Below are 18,184 nucleotides of genomic sequence, written 5' to 3'. Positions count from 1 at the left end.
TCGGATTAGCGGGGCAAAGCCCCGCGTCATCCGACAACATTGTTGACGTGTGCAGCAAAGAAATACGACAGTCTAAATTGCAATAATCTGTAAAGCTCATTGCCTTGAAGGCAGAGGGCCGTTCTTTATTGTATGATCGGCCTATGCATATCGTCCTTATTACCGGAATATCCGGCTCCGGCAAATCCGTCGCGCTCAATGTGCTGGAAGATACCGGCTACTACTGTGTCGACAACCTGCCGCCCGCCTTGCTGCCCAGCCTGGTGCAAACCCTGCTCGACGAAGGTGCCCCGCAGTTGGCCGTGGCCGTCGATGCGCGCAGCGCCGAATCGCTGGCCAACTTGCCGCACAATGTGGCGCTGCTGCGCGACCAGGGGCACGACGTGAAAGTCATGTTCCTGACGGCCACCACGCATGCGCTGGTGGCGCGTTTTTCGGAAACGCGGCGCAGCCATCCGCTGTCGCATGAATTGCGTCCGAACCAGAATCCCGCCAGCCGCCGCACCCTGATCGAGTGCATTTCGGAAGAGCGCGAACGCCTGTCGGCCATCGAACAGCTGGGCCATGTGATCGACACCTCGGAGCTGAGCGCCAACAAGCTGCGCAGCTGGATCAAGGATATCGTCGCCTCCGAGCGCGCACCGCTGACCCTGTTCTTCGAGTCCTTCGCCTTCAAGCTGGGCGTGCCGCTGGACGCCGATTTCGTGTTCGATGTGCGGGCCTTGCCGAATCCCTATTACGACCTGGCGCTGCGTCCGCTCGATGGCCGCGACGCGCCCGTGATCGCCTTCCTCGACGCGCAGCCCAGCGCGCTGGAAATGCTGGCCGACATCCGTGCCTTCATCGAGAAATGGTTGCCTTCTTTCAAGTCCGACAACCGCAGCTACCTGACGGTGGCCCTGGGCTGCACGGGTGGCCAGCACCGCTCCGTGTACATGGCGGAACGGCTGACGCAGTATTTCAGCGCCCATGAGCGCGTCGTACTGCGCCACCGCGAACGCGCTTAATCCAGATAGCGTAGCGGATGCGCCTGCGCCGGCCAGACCGGCGCAAAGAAGCGCGCCACCATGGCTGTGTCGACCTCATCCAGGCTGGCAGGATTCCAGCGCGGCGCATTGTCCTTGTCGACCACCAGCGCGCGCACGCCTTCGAGCACTTCGCCATGTTCGAAATTGTGGCGCACCACCGTGCGCTCCATGCGCAGGCAGTCTGCCACGCCCAGGTGGGCGCCCCGCTGCAGCAATTCCAGAGTCACCGACATCATCAACGGCGAGCGCTGCCGCATGGCGGCCAGTGCCTTGGCGGCAAACGCACTGTCGTCCTGTGCCAGCGAGGACAGGATGGCGGCCACGCTGCCGGCGCTGAAATGGCGGTCCAGCGCCGCGCGCGCCGTGGCCAGCGTTGCCGTGCCCGCGTGCGACTGAAACGGTGCGGCCAGGGCCTTGATGGCCACCGGCAAGCCTTCGCCCGGCGTCTCGTCAAGCAGGGCCAGCAGCGCAGGCATCTGCGTTTCCGGCAAATACACATCGGCCAGGCCCGTGTACAAGGCATCGGCCGCACCGATGGTCAGGCCCGTCAAGCCCAGGTACAGGCCCAGCCGGCCGGCCAGGCGCGACAGGAAATAACTGCCGCCCACGTCCGGAAACAGGCCGATGTTCACCTCCGGCATGGCCATGCGCGTACGACCCGTCACGATGCGCAGCTGGTTGCCGGGGCCGGCTTGCGCCACGCCCATGCCGCCGCCCATCACCACGCCATCCATGACGGCAATATACGGTTTCGGGTAAAAATGAATTAGATGGTTTAAAGCATATTCTTCCGTAAAGAAGTCTTCCAGCAGCGCGCTGCCGCCCTGCGGCGTGGCCAGGCCCGCGTCATAAAAGAAACGGATGTCGCCGCCGGCGCACAGGGCTTTGTCGCTGCTCGAGCGGATGACGACGGCGTCGACCTGCGGATCGTCGCGCCAGGCCAGCAAGGCGGCGCTGAGGGCGCGCACCATCTCCAGCGAGAGGGAATTGAGGGCTTTCGGGCGGTCGAGCACGATATGCCCGGTGCGGTTGCGGATGGCAGTCTGGACGAAGTCGCTCATGGCAGGATGGAAAGAGGTGAAGATGGCGCATTCTAGCGCTTTCACCACAAACATTGCGTTCCTGTGGCATCCCCGGCGAGGGCGACGGGCGCAAAAAAGGGCGCGGTAGGCGCGCCCTTAGTTGATCACAGCGGGTTGAGAATCGCAGGCCGCTTAGGCGGCGGCGAATTCCTCGTCCGAACTGTCTGGCAGATGCTTGATCGCCTCTTTACCGTGCCCTTGCACTTTGGTTTTGTACTTCATCACTTGCCGGTCCAGCTTGTCAATCAGGCTGTCAATCGCGGCATACAGGTCTTGCGCCAGGCTTTCCACATACACAGTTTTACCACTGAGCCGCAGGTTCACTTCGGCCTTTTGACGTTTTTCTTTCTCTTTGAGGTTGTCGACGGTCAGAATCACGGCAATATCGATGACTTGATCGAAATGACGTTTTACGCGCTCCAGTTTCGTTTGTACGTATTCACGGATGGCTGGTGTCACTTCGAGATGATGTCCGCTGATGGTGAGATTCATACACACTCCTAAAGATGATCGGGTTCGTGCGGTCCATCGTATCCGGCCCGCAGAGGAACCGAAAAAAACTTACAAACACTTACGCAGGCTCACTGGCGGAATTTTCAATGCTTCCCGGTATTTGGCAACAGTACGCCGCGCAATCACCATGCCTTGTTCCCCCAGCATGTCCGCAATCTTACTGTCGGATAAAGGATTTTTAGGGTCTTCTGCTCCTGTCAGTTGCACGATCAATGCCCGTATCGCCGTCGATGACGCTTCGCCCCCCGCTTCGGTGGCGACGTGGCTACCAAAGAAATATTTCAACTCGAACATGCCATGCGGGGTCAGCATGTACTTTTGAGTTGTTACCCGCGAGATAGTACTCTCGTGTAAACCCAGTGTATCAGCTATTTCACGGAGCACAAGGGGGCGCATGGCAACGGCCCCGTGCGAGAAAAAGTTCTTTTGTCTTTCTACTATCGCCTGCGCCACGCGCAAGATGGTATCGAAGCGCTGCCGCATGTTTTTGATCAGCCACTTGGCTTCTTGCAGCTGCGCGCCCATGGCCCCTTCGCCCTTGCCCTGCTTCAATAAATTGGCATACATGGCGTTCACCCGCAGGCGCGGCATGACGTCATTGTTCAAGGTGACTTGCCAGCCATTGCGCGCGCGCTTGACGACGACGTCGGGCACCACGTAGTCGGAGACATCCGAGGCGAACACGGCACCCGGGTGCGGGTTGCACAGGCGAATTACCGTCTGCGCCTCGCGCAAGTCTTCATCGTCGCAATCGAGGGCTTTTTTCAGCTTGTTGAAATCGCGCTGGGCAAACCAGGCCAGGTGCTTTTCCACGATGACGAGGGCCATGCGGCGCGTCACCATGGCGATCTGCGGCAAGCGCCTGATTTGCAGCGCCAGGCATTCGGACGCATTGCGCGCGCCCACGCCGGGCGGGTCGAAACTTTGCAGCAGGGACAAGGCCGTGCGCAGTTCGTCGGCGTCGATTTCCAGTTCTTCGGGCAGGCGCGCCAGGATGTCGTCGAGCGACTCTTCCAGGTAGCCATTGTCGTCGAGCGCGTCGATGATCAACTCGACCAGCGCGCGGTCGCGCAACTCGAGCACCGTCACGCGCATCTGTTCCATCAGGTGTTCGCGCAGGGTGCAGTGGTGGGCTTCCAGTTGCGGACGCGCATCTTCGTCGTCGGGCGCCTTGCCGCGGCTCGCTTCGCTCCAGTCGCTGTCGGCGCCATCCATGGCGGCCGGCGCATCGCCGCCTTCGCCGTCGAACGTTTCCCCTTCAGCGGGCGCGGCCGGCGCTTCCTGGCTCGGTGGCTGCGGTGGCGCCTCGGCCGGTGCGGCCGTGGAACTGAGGGCCCCATCGGACAGCAGGCGCAACGAACGGTCGAGGGGATCGTCGAGGCGTTCGAGCAAGGGGTTGTCCGTCAGCAGTTGCTCCAATTCCTGGTGCAACTCCAGGGTAGACAATTGCAACAGGCGTATCGATTGCTGCAACTGAGGCGTCAGTGCCAAGTGCTGCGAAGTGCGCAGCTGCAATGATTGTTTCATTGGCTCACATACGGAAGTGTTCGCCCAGATAGACCCGGCGTACCGACTCGTTCGCGATGATGTCGTCGGGGCGTCCCGACGCCAGTACCGAGCCCTGGTTGATGATGTAGGCACGGTCGCAAATACCCAGCGTCTCGCGCACATTATGATCGGTGATCAGCACGCCAATATTGCGCTCCTTCAAGAAGCGCACGATACGCTGGATCTCGATCACGGCGATAGGATCGACGCCGGCGAACGGTTCGTCGAGCAGCACGAAACGGGGGTCGGTGGCCAGCGCGCGGGCGATTTCCACGCGGCGGCGCTCGCCGCCGGACAGGGACAGCGCCTGGTTTTCGCGCAGCTTCTCGATCTGCAAGTCGGCCAGCAATTTATCCAGCCGCTCTTCGATCTCGGCCTTCTTCAAGGGACGCCCTTCGATGGTCTGGATTTCCAGCACGGCGCGGATATTGTCTTCCACCGTCAGCTTGCGGAAGACGGACGCTTCCTGCGGCAGATATGACAAACCCATCTGCGCGCGGCGGTGGATCGGCAGGCTGGAAATGTCCACGCCGCTGATATCGATGCTGCCGCCATCGGACGGCACCAGGCCGACGATCATGTAGAACGAGGTGGTCTTGCCGGCGCCGTTCGGTCCCAGCAGGCCCACCACTTCGCCGCATTCGACTTGCAGCGAGACATCATGTACGACTTGGCGCTTGCCATAGGTTTTCTGCAGTCCGCGAACGATCAGGGTACTGCCGCAACGTGTATTTTCCATTATTTCTTTCCTGGCGCAGGCGTCGCCGGCGCTTTCTCCGCCGCCGGGGCCTTGGTCTTCGGCTGGATCACCATGCGCACGCTGCCGGCGCCCGGGGTGTTGGTGCCGTTGTCGGAATTTTCCATCGTAAAGACTTCCTTGCGGCTGTCATACGAGATGAAGGCGCCATTGGCCACGTCGGTCACTTTCGTGCCCTCCAGGCGTGTCAGCTTGGCCTTGGAAAACAGTTTCACCACTTCCGTCTTGTTGTCGTATTCGACGCGCTCCGCTTCGCCTTCCACCCACAGGTCGCCCGCGCCATCGCGCTTCTGACGGAAGGTGGCCAGCTTGCCGGGATCGGCCCAGAAGGTGATGAATTGGTAGCCTTGCGGATCTTCCGTGATCAGGGCGCGGCCCGCCTTCATGGTCAGGGTGCCTTTCACCAGCACGACGTCGCCCGTGAGGGTGCGCACTTGCTTGACATCATCAACCTGGCCACGCTGGGCGGTGATGACGGCTTCCTTCTCGGAATCGGCCTTTTCGGCATGCGCCGGGCCCATCACTGCCAGCGAGCAGACGGTGGACAACAGGGTCAACAGCAAGACGTTTTTCATATTATGGTTTCCTTGTTTCATTCTGTCATTGTGCCGCGGCGGCTGGCCGTGGCTTCGGCGGGAGCACGATGCGCAAGGCGTTCTGCACTTCCACCACGCCGGTGGCGTTATTGGCCTTCATGCCGACGCCGTTGATGCGCGAGGCGCCCGTCAGGATATCGACAGGCACATCCGTTTCCATCCGCTCTTCATCGGGAAACACCGTCAGCGCTTCCGTCTTCATGGTGAGGTTCTGCGCCGTCGGGCTGGCCGCCCGGTCGATGACGACCTTACGGTGCAGCTGCAGGCGGGTATTGTCCTGGTCGATATGCGCCAGCTCCGCATTCATGTTCAGCGGCGGCATGCCCGGCGTGAGCTTGCGCACGAAAGGCTGGTCGATATCGGACGAATCGTCGGCAGGATAATGCGTGAGCTTGGTACCCGAGACGATATAGCTGGGCTTGCCCGTCAAGTCCATGCGCACCATGCTGAAATTGGTGATGAAATAATCGGGCTCATCCAGATGTTTGCTGGCCTCGATATCCTGGCCATTCTTGTTCATCACCTCGAGCAGCCAAAAGCTGCCCAGCGCGACGACAACCGCGCCCAGCATGGTAAATATGATGCGCCAACGGTGGGCGCCTCCTGGCTTTTGCATAGTGCTTCACTCTCTTCAATGATACTGGCGGCAAGGCAGGTGCCTCACTCCAGGAACGGCGCCATGACGCGCGCATAGTTGTCCTGGGCGCGCAGCAGGAATTCGCAGATCTCGCGCACCGCGCCGCGGCCGCCGCCGGCCTGCGTCACGTAATGCGCCAGATCCTGCGCTTCCGCACGCCCGCCCGGCACGCTGACGGCAAAGCCCACGCGGCGCAGGATGGGCGCGTCGATGACATCGTCGCCGATATAGCCGCATTGCTCTTCCGTCAAGCCCGTCAGCGCCAGCAGTTCGCGGAACGGCGTCAGCTTGTCATGGCCGCCCTGGTGCACATGGGTAATGCCCAGGTCCTGCGCGCGACGCGCCGTGATGGGCGAACGGCGCGCGCTGATGATGGCCGTCTGCACGCCCGATTCCTGCAGCAGCTTGATGCCCAGGCCATCATACACATTAAACGTTTTCATCATTTCGCCGTCCGGGCCGAAATGCAGGCTGCCGTCGGTGAGCACGCCGTCGACATCAAAAATCATCAGTTTGACCTTGGCCGCGCGTGCCAGGTTGTCCGCCACGCTGTCCATCAGATCACCTTCGCTTGCGTCAGGTCATGGATATGCAGCGCACCGACCAGCTTGCCGTCGGCATCGACCACCAGCATCTGGTTGATGCGGTACTGCTCCATCACGGCCACGGCATCGACGGCCAGGCGTTCGGGCGCGATGCTGCGCGGCTGCGCATGCATGACGTCGCGGATCGCCACTTTCGTGAAATCCTGCACGCGCTCGAACATGCGGCGCAGGTCGCCATCCGTAAACACGCCCACGGGACGGTTGTCCGCATCGACGACGGCCGTCATGCCCATGCCCTTCTTCGTCATTTCTTCCAGCGCCTGCAGCAGCGACGCCTCGACGGGCACTTTCGGCACCTGCTCGCCGCTGCGCATGACGTCATGCACGTGGGTCAGCAGGCGGCGGCCCAGGGCGCCGCCCGGATGCGAGCGGGCAAAATCTTCTTCCTTGAAGCCGCGCAAGTCCAGCAAGGCGACGGCAATCGCGTCGCCCAGCGCCAGCGTGACGGTAGTGCTGGCCGTCGGCGCCAGGTTCAGCGGGCAGGCTTCTTTTTCAACGGAGATATCCAGATGCACGTCGGCCAACTGGGCCAGGCTGGAGTTCGGTTTGCCCGTCATGGCGATCAGCACGCCACCCATGCGCTTGACGACAGGCATGATGGCCATCAGTTCCGACGATTCGCCGGAGTACGATATGGCAATAAAGGCATCGTCCGAGGTGACCATGCCCAGGTCGCCATGGGCCGCCTCGGCCGGATGCACGAACAGGGCCGGCGTGCCGGTGGACGAGAGGGTGGCGGCAATCTTGCGCGCGATGTGGCCGGACTTGCCGATACCGGAAACGACGACACGTCCTTTACACTCCAGCAACATCGCCACGGCGCGGCCGACGCTGTCGTCCGTTTCCAGGCGCGCATGCAGCGCATTGATGGCGTCGGACTCGATCTGCAAGGTGGTGCGGGCCAGCGCGACAGCGCGCTCGCTTGTCGCTTTCATGTCAATTCGATCAAAAGCTTTCAGCATTGTTTTTTCATGGGTTACACTCATGCCCAAAGTATAAACGAATTAGGAAAGCAAAAAACTTGCCAGTCGCAACAAACAACGATTTCCACTGAGCTCCCCGGGCAACCCATGTTTTCCTCGCTTGAACTGACCCTGATGTTACTCGGCAGCGCCGTACTGGGCGTGGTCGCTTTCAGAATGTTGCATTTGCCGCCCATGCTGGGCTACCTGGCCGTCGGCATTGTCATCGGGCCCCATGCGCTGGGCCTGGCGGCGGAAAACGAAGCGAGCCATACCCTGGCCGAGTTCGGCGTCGTCTTCCTGATGTTTTCCATCGGACTGGAATTTTCTCTACCCAAATTCCTCGCCATGCGGCGCATCGTCTTCGGCCTCGGCATGGCGCAGGTGGTCACCACCATCGTCGCCACCGTCGTCTTCGGCTGGTTCGTCGGGCGCTACCTGTCCGCCTACATCCACCTGAGCTGGCAGGCCGCGTTCGCCCTCGGCGGCGCGCTGGCCATGTCGTCGACGGCCATCGTCTCGAAAATGCTCACGGAGCGGCTGGAACTGGAAAGCGAACACGGCCGCAAGATCATCGGCATCCTGCTGTTCCAGGACCTGGCCGTGGTGCCCCTGCTGATCCTGATTCCCGCCCTCACCCGCGACTCCGACAACCTGGCCGAAACTCTGGCCTGGGCGGGCGGCAAGGCGCTGGTCGTGCTGATCCTGCTGCTGTTCATCGGCCAGAAGCTGGTGCGCGGCTGGCTGACCATCGTCGCCAAGCGCCGCTCGCAGGAATTGTTCATGCTCAACCTGCTGCTGATCACCCTGGGCGCGGCATGGATCACGGAGCGGGCCGGCCTGTCGCTGGCCCTGGGGGCTTTCGTGGCGGGCATGCTCATTTCCGAGACGGAATTCAAGCACCAGGTGGAAGAAGACATCAAGCCGTTCCGCGACGTGCTGCTGGGCCTGTTCTTCATCACCGTCGGCATGCTGCTCAATATCCGCGTGGTGTTTGAGAACTGGTGGCTCGTCCTGCTGCTGCTGTGCGGCCCCGTGCTGCTGAAATTTGCCCTGATCGCCGGCCTGGCGCGGCTGTTCGGTTCCAGCAACGGCGTGGCCCTGCGCACGGGGCTGGGACTGGCGCAGGCGGGCGAATTCGGCTTCGTGCTGCTGAACCTGGCAGGCGGCATCAAGCTGATGGACCCGTTCGTCGTGCAGGTGGTGCTGGCCTCGATGGTGCTGTCGATGCTGGTGGCGCCCTTCCTCATCGCCAAGTCCGACGCCATCGTCATGAAACTGGCGGCCAATGACTGGATGATGCAATCGCTGGCGCTGACGAAGATTGCCACGCGCACCATGGCCTCGCAAAAGCACGTGCTGATCGCCGGTTTCGGCCGCAGCGGGCAAAGCCTGGCCACCCTGCTGGCGGAAGAAAAGATCGAATACCACGCGCTGGACCTGGATCCGGAACGGGTGCAGGAAGCGCAGCTGGCCGGCGCGCACGTCTCCTACGGCGACGCGGGGCGGCGCGAAAGCCTGGTGGCGGCCGGTATCTACCGGGCCAGCGCAGTGGTGATCACCTATGCGAGCACGCCGTCGGCGCTGCGCCTATTGCATTTGCTCAATGAGATGGCGCCGACTCTGCCCGTCATCGTGCGCAGCCATGACGACAGCGACCTCGACCTGCTGAAAAACGCGGGCGCGGCCGAAGTGGTGCCGGAATTGATGGAAGGCAGCCTGATGCTCGCTTCGCACGCGCTGATCATGATGGGCGTGCCCCTGCGCCGCGTGGTGCACCGCGTGCAGGCGGCGCGCGAGGAACGCTACGCCTCGCTGCGCGGCTATTTCCACGGCACCAGCGACGCCGGCGACGAGGCCGAGCTGGAGCGCCTGCATACCGTCACCGTGGGCGAGGACGCGCATTGCGTGGGCTTACCCCTGAGCACGCTCGACGTGGCAGGATGCGGCGCTTTTGTGACGGCCATCCGCCGCGGCCGGGGCCGCCTGGAAGTCACACCAGAGACGCAGCTGGCCAGCGGCGACGTGGTGGTGCTGCGCGGCAGTGCCGACGCCGTGGCAAAAGCGGAAACCTTGCTTCTTAAGTAATCAGTGTGCCGCTGCCTGCCAGCTGACAACCTTGTTGCGCCCATCCGCCTTGGCCTGGTACAGGGCCTGGTCGGCATGCGCCACCAGTTGCTGCGCCACCGCTTCGATGGGCAGCAGCGCCGCGTCCGCTTCAAGGCTGGCCACGCCGATCGACACGCTGACCCACGCCTGCGCGCTGCCGGGCAAGTCGAACATGGTGCCGGCGATGCTGGCGCGGATGCGTTCGGCCACGAACGTGGCGCTGGCCAGGTCGGCATCGATCAGCAGCACGACGAATTCCTCGCCGCCAAAGCGTCCCAGCGCATCGGAGCGGCGCAATTCCTTGCGGATGCGCATGGCCACTTCGCGCAGCACTTCATCGCCACCCTGGTGTCCATGGGTGTCATTGACCAGCTTGAAATGGTCGATGTCGATATACATGCATGAAATGCAATAATTCTGGCGCCGCGCGCGGGCGATTTCTTCCAGCAAACGCCGGTCGATATAGCGCCGGTTGTAGACGCCCGTCAAGGAGTCGGTCAGGCCGATGTACTTGAGCATTTCATTGCTGATCACGTTTTCCAGGCAGATGGCGATGATGGACGCCATGTGCTTGATGAAATCCGTGCCCAGCACAGGCGTAAAGCGCGCGGCGTCGCTGCTGGCCAGGTTCAGGCTGCCGATCAGGCGCTTGTTGCGCAGCAAGGGCACCAGGGCCACGCTGCGCAGGGGGGCGTGGATTTCCGGAAAGCGCGGGCCATGCACGGCAGCATCGAACGGTCCCAGCAGCGGCAGCGGCGGCAAGGCCGCTTCGCCATCGGCCGCTGGCACTGGCGGCGCAAAGCCCAGCTGCGCCACTGCGTGCACGAACAGCAGCTGCGGGAAGGCGCTGAAGTCGACGCCCAGCTTTTCCATCACCAGCACGATATCGTCATCCTCGTCGAGCAGGCTCAGGGTGACGCCGTCGAGGTCGGAAATCACGGGCAAGGTGCGGAAGATGGTGCCGATCAATTCGGGAAAGGTGGACGCGCCGACAATTTCCAGGTCGAACGCCTGGTGGCGGCACATGATGTCGTGGTTGCGCTCGACCTGCTCGAGCAGGAAGGCCATGCGGGCGCGCAAGGCCTGGTTCTCGGCTTCGAGGCTGGCAATGCGCTGGGCCGGCGAGGCGGCATCGCTCCCCTGCTGGCCTGGCTCTGGCGGTATTGCTTGATTCATAGAAACTTAAACCCTTCTGTGCGGGCGCCGCGCTTAAAATGCCAGTTCGAAACCGATTTCCTGCCCCACCACGATACGCTCATCCCCACCGGCCGTGACGATGGCATTCATGCCAAAGCAGATGGCGCCATCGAGCTCGGGTTTGGCCCGGTAGCTTTGCATGACGTCGAGCGGGTCCGGTCCCGGCACGCCGGTGGCCTGGTCGACCGAGGGAATCGGGCAGCGCGAGCATGGCTTGACGGGTTTTAAAGTGGTGGCGCCGAACTGCAGGAAGTCGGCGTAGTCTTCCTCGAAGGCGCCGATGTCGCCGATGACCAGGTTGGGACGGAAGCGGTTCATCGGCAGCGGCTCGCGGCCGGCGGCGCGTAGTTTCTCATTGACATCGTCAAGCGAGGCGCTGCCCGCGAGCAGCACCGGGTAGCCATCGGCAAACATGGTCTCGGCGGCAACACCGTCCGTCCAGGTGGTGCTGGTGGCGCGCACCACGTCCGGATGGAAACGCGCGAGCCGGCACGGCACGCCGATGGCCTGCGAAAACCAGGTGGCCGTGACGTCGTCGCAGTCATAGGCGCGCACGGTATCGTCCCACACTTGCACGTCGAGCATCGGCGCCAGCTGCGGATGCGGCAAGCCCAGTTCGATTTCCAGGCGCAACATGCCGGGCGCGCGCAGTTCCAGGGTGGTGGCCTTGATGCGAGGCACGATCAGCGCCATGCGCGGATATTCGCGCTGGGTCAGGAAGCGCCCCTGCGCATCGACCACCATCCACTCGCGGTCAAACACCTGTTCGCTCATCAGACCCGAATGCGTCAGGACCGCCTCGCGCAAGTGGATGCCGGCGCAGGATTTGATGGGGTACAAAATGATGTCGGACAGGATAGCCATGGGCCGGGGCAGTATCGCAGCTTCTGCCAGGAAATTATTCAGAAGCGAAGTATGGCAGCAAAGCGGGCAAGCGTAAATCCGCCAGGCCCAGCCCGTGTGGCTGGCCTGGCGCAACAAGCATCAATAAGTGTAGAAGATGCGCTGGATTTCTTGCGTGCTGTTGGTTTTGGTCAAGGCCAGCATCAGCAGGATGCGGGCTTTTTGCGGGTTCAAAGTGTCGGAGACAACACTATCGAGTTCATCGTCATTGGCTTCGCCATTGCGCGCCACGATGCCCTGGCCGACGCGGCTCGAGCGCACGATCAGCACGCCTTTCTGGCGCGCTTCCACCAGGGCCGGCTTCATTTGCGCGGCCACGCTGCCATCGCCCACGCCCGCGTGGATGATGCCCTTGGCGCCGGCGGCAATGAAGGCGTCCATGCCGACCCGGTTCATATTCGCATAGCCGTACACGATGTCCACTTGCGGCAAGGCATCGAGCTTGCTGATGTCAAATTCCGATTCCAAGGTGTGCTTGCGCGTCGACTGGCGGTAGAAGAAAGCCTTGCTGCCCTGGATGTAGCCGAGCATGCCCAGTTCCGGCGACTTGAAGGTGTCGGTGGTCGAGGTGTTGGTTTTCGTCACTTCGCGCGCCGCGTTGATCTGATCGTTCAAGGCCACCAGCACGCCCTTGCCCACGGCTTCCTTGCTGCCTGCCAGCATGACGGCGTTGTACAGGTTGATGGGGCCGTCGGCGGAAATGGCTGTCGAAGGACGCATGGCGCCCACGACAACGACCGGTTTGTGGCTTTTCACGGTCAGGTTCAGGAAATATGCCGTCTCTTCGATGGTGTCCGTGCCGTGCGTAACGACCACGCCATCGACGTCGGGCGAGGCCAGCAGCACGTTGATGCGCTTGGCCAGGGTCAGCCAGTGGGTGTTGCCCATGCTTTCGCTGGCGATCTGGAACACTTGCTCGCCCGTCACGTTAGCCACTTTCTTGAGTTCCGGCACGGCGGCGATCAGCCGCTCGACGCCCACGGTGGCCGAGGTGTAGCCCACGGTGGTAGTGCTGTCGGCGCCGCTGCCGGCGATGGTGCCGCCCGTGGCCAGGATCACCACGTTCGGCAATTTGACGGCCGCTTGCTGCGCGCGCGCGGGAGCGGTGGCGATAAAGCCCGTCAGCACGGTGGCCAGCATCAGCTGTACACAAGAATGGAATTGGCGTGAAAACATGGTGCTCCTGTTTGGTGATAGGGCAAAGATAACAAAGTCGTGTGCAAATTATATGTCATCCATGCCCAGGATTTCCCCAATTCATGCGTATCGCGCAAACGTGCGCGCCCGTCCGTGCGCTACAGTGGCGCTATCTCCACACTCCTGCCCCTGACCATGCGGCCTGGCTTCGTTTTCACGCTTGTATCGATATTGCTCACTGCCTGCGGTACGCAGGTGGAACTGCGCACGGCGGCGCAGCAGGAGCAGCTCGGCCGCGAATCGGCCAGCCAGGGCGACTGGGCGCAAGCCATGCGCGCCTACGCCGACGCTGCGCAAAATGCCGAGCTGGGCCATGGAGACGCCGCCTGGCAAGCCCGTTTGCACCACGCGGCGGGACGCGCCGCCAGCGCCGCTTGCCGCTACGACGCGGCAGCATTCCATTTCCGTAGCGCCATCGCGCTGGCAAAGCAGGGCCGGCAATCGAGCGCCCTCAGCTACCAGGCGCTGATCGAGCTGTACCAGCGCCAGGGCAAGACGGCGGAAGCGCTGGCCGTGCGCAATGAACCGGGCTGGGACGGGTCGCGGGCGCTGGACGCGTTCGCCGATATCGAGTCGTTGCCGGTGTGCAAGCCTTGCGGCCCGCAACCTTAGCCACTGTCCTTAGCCACTGTCATGGGAGTTCGCCGATGCGCATCGCACGCACACTGTTGGCAGCACCTGTTTTCCTCGCCTGCATGGCGCCCGCGTGGGGTGCCGCGCCAGCCTTGCCCGCTTTGCCATTGTGGGAGGCGGGTGTCTTCGGCGGCACGGCCGTCACCCCTGCCTATCCGGGCGCCAGCGAGCGCTCGACGCGCACCTTGGCCCTGCCCTTCCTGATTTATCGCGGCGACGTGCTGCGCGCCGACCGCTCCGGCGTGGGCGCGCGCCTGCTCAATACGGACCGGCTCGATGGCGACATCGGTTTCGCCCTGTCCCTGCCGGCCCGCTCCAGCGACGTGCCGGCGCGGCGCGGCATGCCGGACCTGGGCACCCTGGTGGAATTTGGCCCGCGCCTGAAAATCAAGCTGGCCGAACCGACACCGCAGGGCCGGCTGAGCCTGGAACTGCCCTTGCGCGCCGTCATCGAAGCGCGCGGCGGCCTGCGGCGCCAGGGCGCCACGTTCGAGCCGCGCCTGATCTACCGCCTGAACGATGCAGGCCAGGCATGGCATGTGGACGCCAGCCTGGGCGCCGTGCTGGGCAATGCTTCCATCAACGACTACTTTTATGGCGTGGCCCCCGCCTTTGCCACCGATCAACGCCCGGCGTATGCGGCAAAAAGCGGGCTGATGCTCACCCGCCTGGGCCTCGGCGGTGCATACTTGCTGCACCCGGACTGGCGCGCCTTTGCCTTCCTGCGCTACGACAACTACACGGGCGCCGCCAACCGCGCCAGCCCCCTGCTACGCCAGAACAGCGGCACCTCGGCCGGCATCGGGCTGCTGTGGACGTGGCGCCGCTCCAGCCTGCCGGCGCGGGGGACGGACGAGTAGCGGCAAGCTGGCTTAAAACGCCGTCGTGGCCGACAACATGACGGTGCGCGGCGCGCCCAGGCCCAGACTGGTCCATTGCGGCAGCGCCCAATACGCCTTGTTGCCGACGTTCGTCACGCTGGCGCGCACAGTCAGCGGCCGACCCGCCACACTGGTGGCATAGCGGGCGCCCAGGTCAAACACGGTGCGGCCCGGTACGGACAGCGAGTTCTCGGCATTGATATATTGCTTCGATGCCGCCGTCGCATTCGCCGTCAGGGTCACGCCGGGGATGGCGGGCGTATCCCACTCCACGCCCAGCTTGGCTTGCAGCTTGGGCACGCCCGTTGCCTGCCTGCCCTGGTTCATGCCGCCCACGGTCTTGCTCAATACCGGATCGACATAGGCCACGCCGCCCATCAGGCGCACGTCGCGCAAGGGGGAACCAAAGAAGCCCCAGTCGACGCCACGGTTGCGCTGCTCGCCGCCAAAGGAAAAGACATTGCTGAGCGGATCGACATAGCTGCTGGGGCGCTTGATTTCATATACGCTAAGCGTATGCGCGAACTCGCCCAGGTCGACCTTGACGCCAAGCTCGGCCTGCTTCGACTTGTAGGGCGCGAAGACCTCGCCCGCATTGGCCGCCGTCAACGGCGCCGTGGCACCCTGGCTCAAGCCTTCGATGTAATTGCCGTACAGCGAGATCGTCTTGCTGGCCTTGACCAGCAGCGCGACGGCCGGCGTGGTAGCGCTTTCGTCGTAGCGCGAGGTGCGCGCGCCCGTCCTGATGTTGAAGCTGTCGCTGAGCACTTCCTGGCGGCGCAAGCCCACCGTCAGCTGCACGGTGTCTTGCGCAAAGGACAGTGTGTCGACCAGGCCGATACTGGCCAGGCGCAGTTCCGCCTTGGAAATTTGCGGCGCCTCGAAGCGCGTCGCCGGACCCCAGACGGGGTGATAGATATTCGTGATCCAGTCTTTCGCCAGGGTATTGCGGCGTCCGTACTGCTTGTCCGTGTGGTGGTAATACGTGGCGTTCACGGCCCATTGATGGCCGATCGCCCCCGTGCGCAGCTTGCCGCGCAAGCCCAGCTCCGCCGACTGCTTTTCCACGTCGAAGCCCAGGTCGGCCACGTTGGTGCGGTAGTCGCCGGCCGTGTTGAATACCTGGATCAGATAGGCGCCCGTCGACTGGTAGTCAGCCTGGCTGGCGCCGACGGCGGCGTAGGCCATCACTTGTTCGTTCACGTCCAGTTCGCCGCGCAGCATGGCGCCCTTGTCCTTGGTATCGTAGAACGCCCAACTGGGATTGAGCAGGGTTTGCGCTTTCGGCGGACGCGGCACGGGCAAGCCGGGGGCCAGGTTGACGCCCCGGTTCAAGCCATCCGTGCGGTCCTCGCTGTGATACAGGTCGGCGGACAGGCGCGCGCCATTGCCGCGCCAGTCCAGGCCCACGGAAATGAGCCGGGTCTTTTTTTTCTGCTGGTCGATGGCGCCGTCGCCGTCGCGGTAGACGCCGTTGACACGGATGCCGAATTGTCTGTTTTCGCCAAAGCGCTGGCCCAGGTCCACGTGGCCGCCCCATTGCGCGTCGGACATGTACGAGGCCGTCACGCGCGCCAGCGGCACATCGCCCGCGCGCTTGGGCACGAGGTTGATGCTGCCGCCCACCGAGCCGCCCGGCGGCATGCCGTTGAGCAAGGCCGATGGCCCTTTCAGCACGTCGATGCGTTCGAACATTTCAGGCGAGGTGCGGTAGTACGGCGAGATGCCGTACAGGCCGCCAAACGCGACGTCGCCGATATTCGAGCTGAAGCCGCGGATGGAATAATTCTCGCCGATGATGCCCGTCATGCCGCTGCTGAAGACGGTGGGATCGGTGGCGGAAATCACATCGGTTATGTCGCGCGCCTGGCGGTCCTCGATGAATTTATCCGTATAGCTGATGGTGTTGAAGGGCGTCTCCATGAAGTCCTTGTCACCCAAAAAACCCACGCGCCCGCCGGACGCCACCTGGCCGCCCGCATAGGCATCGGTGACGGCATTGCCCTTGCCCCACACCGTCACGGCCGGCATGGTGGCGGCGGCGTCCGCTGCCGCGCCGTGTGCCGGTTCGCGGCGCAAGGTGTAGCTGCCATTGCCTTCGCGCACGGCTTGCAGGCCGTGACCGCGCAGCAATTCGTAAAAGCCTTCGGGCACGCTGTAGCTGCCGGACAGGCCAGCGCTGCTCTTGCCCTGCAGCAGGCTCGCCTCGGCCGCCAGCTCGATGCCCGCCTCGGCGGCGAAGGTATTGAGCGCCAGGCCCAGGGAGCCGGCCGGTACGCTGAACGCCTGGCGCGCTTGCGCCGCTGGCACAGCTTGTGCAAAGGCCGGTGGCGCGGCCACGCCCAGGGCGCCCACGGTCAAGCCCGTGACTAGCGCCAGCTGCACGGCGGTGGCGATGCGGCTCAGGGTAAAAGTGGGAGTTGCCACGCCTCGGCGCACGATTTTTTTCATCAGGTAGTCCTCTCAGATGGATGATTGTTTGTTCTCACCCTATCTCCCGAACGAAAAGGCAAAACCCTCAATGCTAATGCGAATCATTACGAAAAATAGTGTATCTCACTGATAACCCTTGAGCACGTCGTCGATCACCACCTTGAGCGACGTCACGCTGGCACCCATGATGTACCAGGCGTCCGCATCGGCAAAGACCACGCGGCCGTTCTTCCAGGCATTCGTCTGGCGCAGCAGCGGATTGGCCATCTGCTCGGCCGTCATGACGGGACGGCGCTCCATCACGGCCGTGCGGTCGACAACATAAATAATGTCCGGATTGGCTTGCTGGATGAATTCGCTGGAAATCGGCTGTCCATGCAGGCCCGCTTCAATGGCCGAACTGGACGGCTTGACGCCCAGGGCATCGAAGACGAAAGCATAGCGCGACTGCACGCCAAAGGAACTGAAGGCGCCGTTGTTGTGCAGCACGATGAGCGCCGTCTCGGGACGCTGCTGCGTCACCTTGCGCGCCGCCGCCACTTTCGCATCGAGTTCCGTAGCCTTCTGGCTGGCGAGGTCTTCCTTGCCGAAGATGCGCCCCAGGGTCAGCAAATGTTCCTTGACCACGTCGATGTGCTTGCTCTGGCTATTCTTGAAATCCACGTCGAAATGCACGGTGGGCGCGATCTGGCTCAGTTCCTTGTAATGGTTGGCCTGGAGCGAGGTCATCAGCACCAGGTCGGGCTTCAGCGCATGGATGTGTTCCAGGTTCGGCTGCACGATGGCACCCAGGTCGCGGATGTTCGCATCGTCCTTGTAGCGCGCGAGGAAATGCGGCACGTAATCCTTCACCATGCCGGCCACGGGCACGCCCAGCTGGTCGAGGAAGTCGACCTCGTTCATGTCCAGCACGGCCACCCTCTGCGGGCGCTGTTCAATCACCGTCGTGCCCAGTTTATGCACGATGGTGATGGGAGAGTATGCCTGCTGCGATGCGGCGGCGGCAGGCGCCGGCGGCGCCATGGCCGCCTTGTCGGTGCAGCCGTTCAAGGCGGCCGTAGTGGCGAGCAGCACGGCGATTGCCAGACGGGGGGTGTTGCAGG

At 63.1% G+C, this 18,184-nt stretch carries 17 protein-coding genes; 4 read left to right on the top strand and 13 right to left on the bottom strand.

Annotated features, from left to right (window positions below):
- Positions 1 to 143 precede the first annotated feature (143 nt).
- On the top strand, positions 144 to 1,007 hold the full coding sequence (gene rapZ / locus JaAD80_RS12885) for an RNase adapter RapZ (RefSeq protein ID WP_102294521.1): 864 nt from the start codon (positions 144 to 146) through the stop codon (positions 1,005 to 1,007).
- Here the strand turns inward: rapZ and JaAD80_RS12880 are convergent.
- From JaAD80_RS12880 to JaAD80_RS12845, 8 genes are all read right to left on the bottom strand, one after another.
- Positions 1,004 to 2,089, bottom strand: a complete 1,086-nt coding sequence (locus JaAD80_RS12880; protein ID WP_102294545.1) for an enoyl-CoA hydratase/isomerase family protein — start codon at positions 2,087 to 2,089, stop codon at positions 1,004 to 1,006. The genes rapZ and JaAD80_RS12880 overlap by 4 nt on opposite strands.
- A 153-nt stretch (positions 2,090 to 2,242) precedes the next feature.
- Entirely contained in the window at positions 2,243 to 2,602 is a 360-nt protein-coding gene (hpf, locus tag JaAD80_RS12875) for a ribosome hibernation-promoting factor, HPF/YfiA family (RefSeq protein WP_102294519.1), read from the bottom strand.
- 69 nt (positions 2,603 to 2,671) lie between these two features.
- The gene (locus tag JaAD80_RS12870; RefSeq protein ID WP_102294517.1) at positions 2,672 to 4,150 is read right to left on the bottom strand and encodes an RNA polymerase factor sigma-54; all 1,479 of its coding nucleotides are present in this window, start codon (positions 4,148 to 4,150) and stop codon (positions 2,672 to 2,674) included.
- A gap of 4 nt (positions 4,151 to 4,154) precedes the next feature.
- Positions 4,155 to 4,910 carry an LPS export ABC transporter ATP-binding protein gene (gene lptB / locus JaAD80_RS12865; protein WP_102294515.1) on the bottom strand — a complete coding sequence of 252 codons (756 nt, stop codon included), beginning with the start codon at positions 4,908 to 4,910 and terminating at the stop codon, positions 4,155 to 4,157.
- Positions 4,910 to 5,503, bottom strand: a complete 594-nt coding sequence (lptA, locus tag JaAD80_RS12860; protein WP_102294514.1) for a lipopolysaccharide transport periplasmic protein LptA — start codon at positions 5,501 to 5,503, stop codon at positions 4,910 to 4,912. Before lptA ends, lptB begins: the two co-directional genes overlap by 1 nt.
- Before the next feature lie 25 nt (positions 5,504 to 5,528).
- Positions 5,529 to 6,140: an LPS export ABC transporter periplasmic protein LptC gene (gene lptC, locus JaAD80_RS12855; protein WP_258002963.1), complete on the bottom strand. Its 612-nt coding sequence runs from the start codon at positions 6,138 to 6,140 to the stop codon at positions 5,529 to 5,531.
- 44 nt (positions 6,141 to 6,184) lie between these two features.
- A complete protein-coding gene (locus JaAD80_RS12850) occupies positions 6,185 to 6,718 on the bottom strand; it encodes an HAD family hydrolase (RefSeq protein WP_102294512.1) in 534 nt (177 codons plus the stop codon).
- Positions 6,718 to 7,728 carry an SIS domain-containing protein gene (locus JaAD80_RS12845; protein WP_102294510.1) on the bottom strand — a complete coding sequence of 337 codons (1,011 nt, stop codon included), beginning with the start codon at positions 7,726 to 7,728 and terminating at the stop codon, positions 6,718 to 6,720. Before JaAD80_RS12845 ends, JaAD80_RS12850 begins: the two co-directional genes overlap by 1 nt.
- A gap of 108 nt (positions 7,729 to 7,836) precedes the next feature.
- On the opposite strand from JaAD80_RS12845, the gene JaAD80_RS12840 reads away from it, so the two are divergent.
- Positions 7,837 to 9,816: a monovalent cation:proton antiporter family protein gene (locus tag JaAD80_RS12840; RefSeq protein WP_102294508.1), complete on the top strand. Its 1,980-nt coding sequence runs from the start codon at positions 7,837 to 7,839 to the stop codon at positions 9,814 to 9,816.
- Here the strand turns inward: JaAD80_RS12840 and JaAD80_RS12835 are convergent, their stop codons facing one another.
- The 3 genes from JaAD80_RS12835 to JaAD80_RS12825 form a co-directional block, all read right to left on the bottom strand.
- Complete coding sequence (locus JaAD80_RS12835) at positions 9,817 to 11,013, bottom strand: DUF484 family protein (RefSeq protein ID WP_374755243.1); 1,197 nt, start codon at positions 11,011 to 11,013, stop codon at positions 9,817 to 9,819.
- Positions 11,014 to 11,046: 33 nt separating this feature from the next.
- On the bottom strand, positions 11,047 to 11,898 hold the full coding sequence (locus tag JaAD80_RS12830; protein WP_102294507.1) for an MOSC domain-containing protein: 852 nt from the start codon (positions 11,896 to 11,898) through the stop codon (positions 11,047 to 11,049).
- A gap of 120 nt (positions 11,899 to 12,018) precedes the next feature.
- Entirely contained in the window at positions 12,019 to 13,077 is a 1,059-nt protein-coding gene (locus tag JaAD80_RS12825; protein WP_180979408.1) for a type II asparaginase, read from the bottom strand.
- A gap of 192 nt (positions 13,078 to 13,269) precedes the next feature.
- Between JaAD80_RS12825 and JaAD80_RS12820 the strand changes: the two genes are divergently transcribed.
- Together JaAD80_RS12820 and JaAD80_RS12815 are read left to right on the top strand one after the other, a co-directional pair.
- Positions 13,270 to 13,746, top strand: a complete 477-nt coding sequence (locus JaAD80_RS12820) for a hypothetical protein (protein WP_146012378.1) — start codon at positions 13,270 to 13,272, stop codon at positions 13,744 to 13,746.
- A 35-nt stretch (positions 13,747 to 13,781) separates the two neighbouring features.
- Entirely contained in the window at positions 13,782 to 14,627 is an 846-nt protein-coding gene (locus JaAD80_RS12815; protein ID WP_258002962.1) for a MipA/OmpV family protein, read from the top strand.
- Between the two features lie 12 nt (positions 14,628 to 14,639).
- Here JaAD80_RS12815 and JaAD80_RS12810 read toward each other — a convergent pair whose 3' ends face one another.
- Together JaAD80_RS12810 and JaAD80_RS12805 are read right to left on the bottom strand one after the other, a co-directional pair.
- A complete protein-coding gene (locus tag JaAD80_RS12810; RefSeq protein ID WP_102294503.1) occupies positions 14,640 to 17,099 on the bottom strand; it encodes a TonB-dependent receptor in 2,460 nt (819 codons plus the stop codon).
- Between the two features lie 105 nt (positions 17,100 to 17,204).
- On the bottom strand, positions 17,205 to 18,104 hold the full coding sequence (locus JaAD80_RS12805) for a siderophore ABC transporter substrate-binding protein (protein WP_219726820.1): 900 nt from the start codon (positions 18,102 to 18,104) through the stop codon (positions 17,205 to 17,207).
- Positions 18,105 to 18,184 lie beyond the last annotated feature (80 nt).

The sequence above is a fragment of the Janthinobacterium sp. AD80 genome, assembly GCF_002878455.1.
Classification (GTDB): Bacteria; Pseudomonadota; Gammaproteobacteria; order Burkholderiales; family Burkholderiaceae_D; genus Janthinobacterium.
The sequence above is the reverse complement of the archived record's forward strand: the minus strand, read 5'-3'. Positions and strand labels throughout refer to the sequence as shown.

Coding starts and splice junctions, on each gene's coding strand:
- lptB (WP_102294515.1), bottom strand. CDS start 4,910: ATGGAAAATACACGTTGCGGCAGTACCCTGATCGTTCGCGGACTGCAG.
- JaAD80_RS12820 (WP_146012378.1), top strand. CDS start 13,270: ATGCGGCCTGGCTTCGTTTTCACGCTTGTATCGATATTGCTCACTGCC.
- JaAD80_RS12835 (WP_374755243.1), bottom strand. CDS start 11,013: ATGAATCAAGCAATACCGCCAGAGCCAGGCCAGCAGGGGAGCGATGCC.
- JaAD80_RS12810 (WP_102294503.1), bottom strand. CDS start 17,099: ATGAAAAAAATCGTGCGCCGAGGCGTGGCAACTCCCACTTTTACCCTG.
- JaAD80_RS12840 (WP_102294508.1), top strand. CDS start 7,837: ATGTTTTCCTCGCTTGAACTGACCCTGATGTTACTCGGCAGCGCCGTA.
- hpf (WP_102294519.1), bottom strand. CDS start 2,602: ATGAATCTCACCATCAGCGGACATCATCTCGAAGTGACACCAGCCATC.
- lptA (WP_102294514.1), bottom strand. CDS start 5,503: ATGAAAAACGTCTTGCTGTTGACCCTGTTGTCCACCGTCTGCTCGCTG.
- JaAD80_RS12850 (WP_102294512.1), bottom strand. CDS start 6,718: ATGGACAGCGTGGCGGACAACCTGGCACGCGCGGCCAAGGTCAAACTG.
- JaAD80_RS12815 (WP_258002962.1), top strand. CDS start 13,782: ATGCGCATCGCACGCACACTGTTGGCAGCACCTGTTTTCCTCGCCTGC.
- JaAD80_RS12845 (WP_102294510.1), bottom strand. CDS start 7,728: ATGCTGAAAGCTTTTGATCGAATTGACATGAAAGCGACAAGCGAGCGC.
- JaAD80_RS12825 (WP_180979408.1), bottom strand. CDS start 13,077: ATGCTGGCCACCGTGCTGACGGGCTTTATCGCCACCGCTCCCGCGCGC.
- lptC (WP_258002963.1), bottom strand. CDS start 6,140: ATGCAAAAGCCAGGAGGCGCCCACCGTTGGCGCATCATATTTACCATG.
- JaAD80_RS12830 (WP_102294507.1), bottom strand. CDS start 11,898: ATGGCTATCCTGTCCGACATCATTTTGTACCCCATCAAATCCTGCGCC.
- JaAD80_RS12805 (WP_219726820.1), bottom strand. CDS start 18,104: ATGGCGCCGCCGGCGCCTGCCGCCGCCGCATCGCAGCAGGCATACTCT.
- JaAD80_RS12870 (WP_102294517.1), bottom strand. CDS start 4,150: ATGAAACAATCATTGCAGCTGCGCACTTCGCAGCACTTGGCACTGACG.
- rapZ (WP_102294521.1), top strand. CDS start 144: ATGCATATCGTCCTTATTACCGGAATATCCGGCTCCGGCAAATCCGTC.
- JaAD80_RS12880 (WP_102294545.1), bottom strand. CDS start 2,089: ATGAGCGACTTCGTCCAGACTGCCATCCGCAACCGCACCGGGCATATC.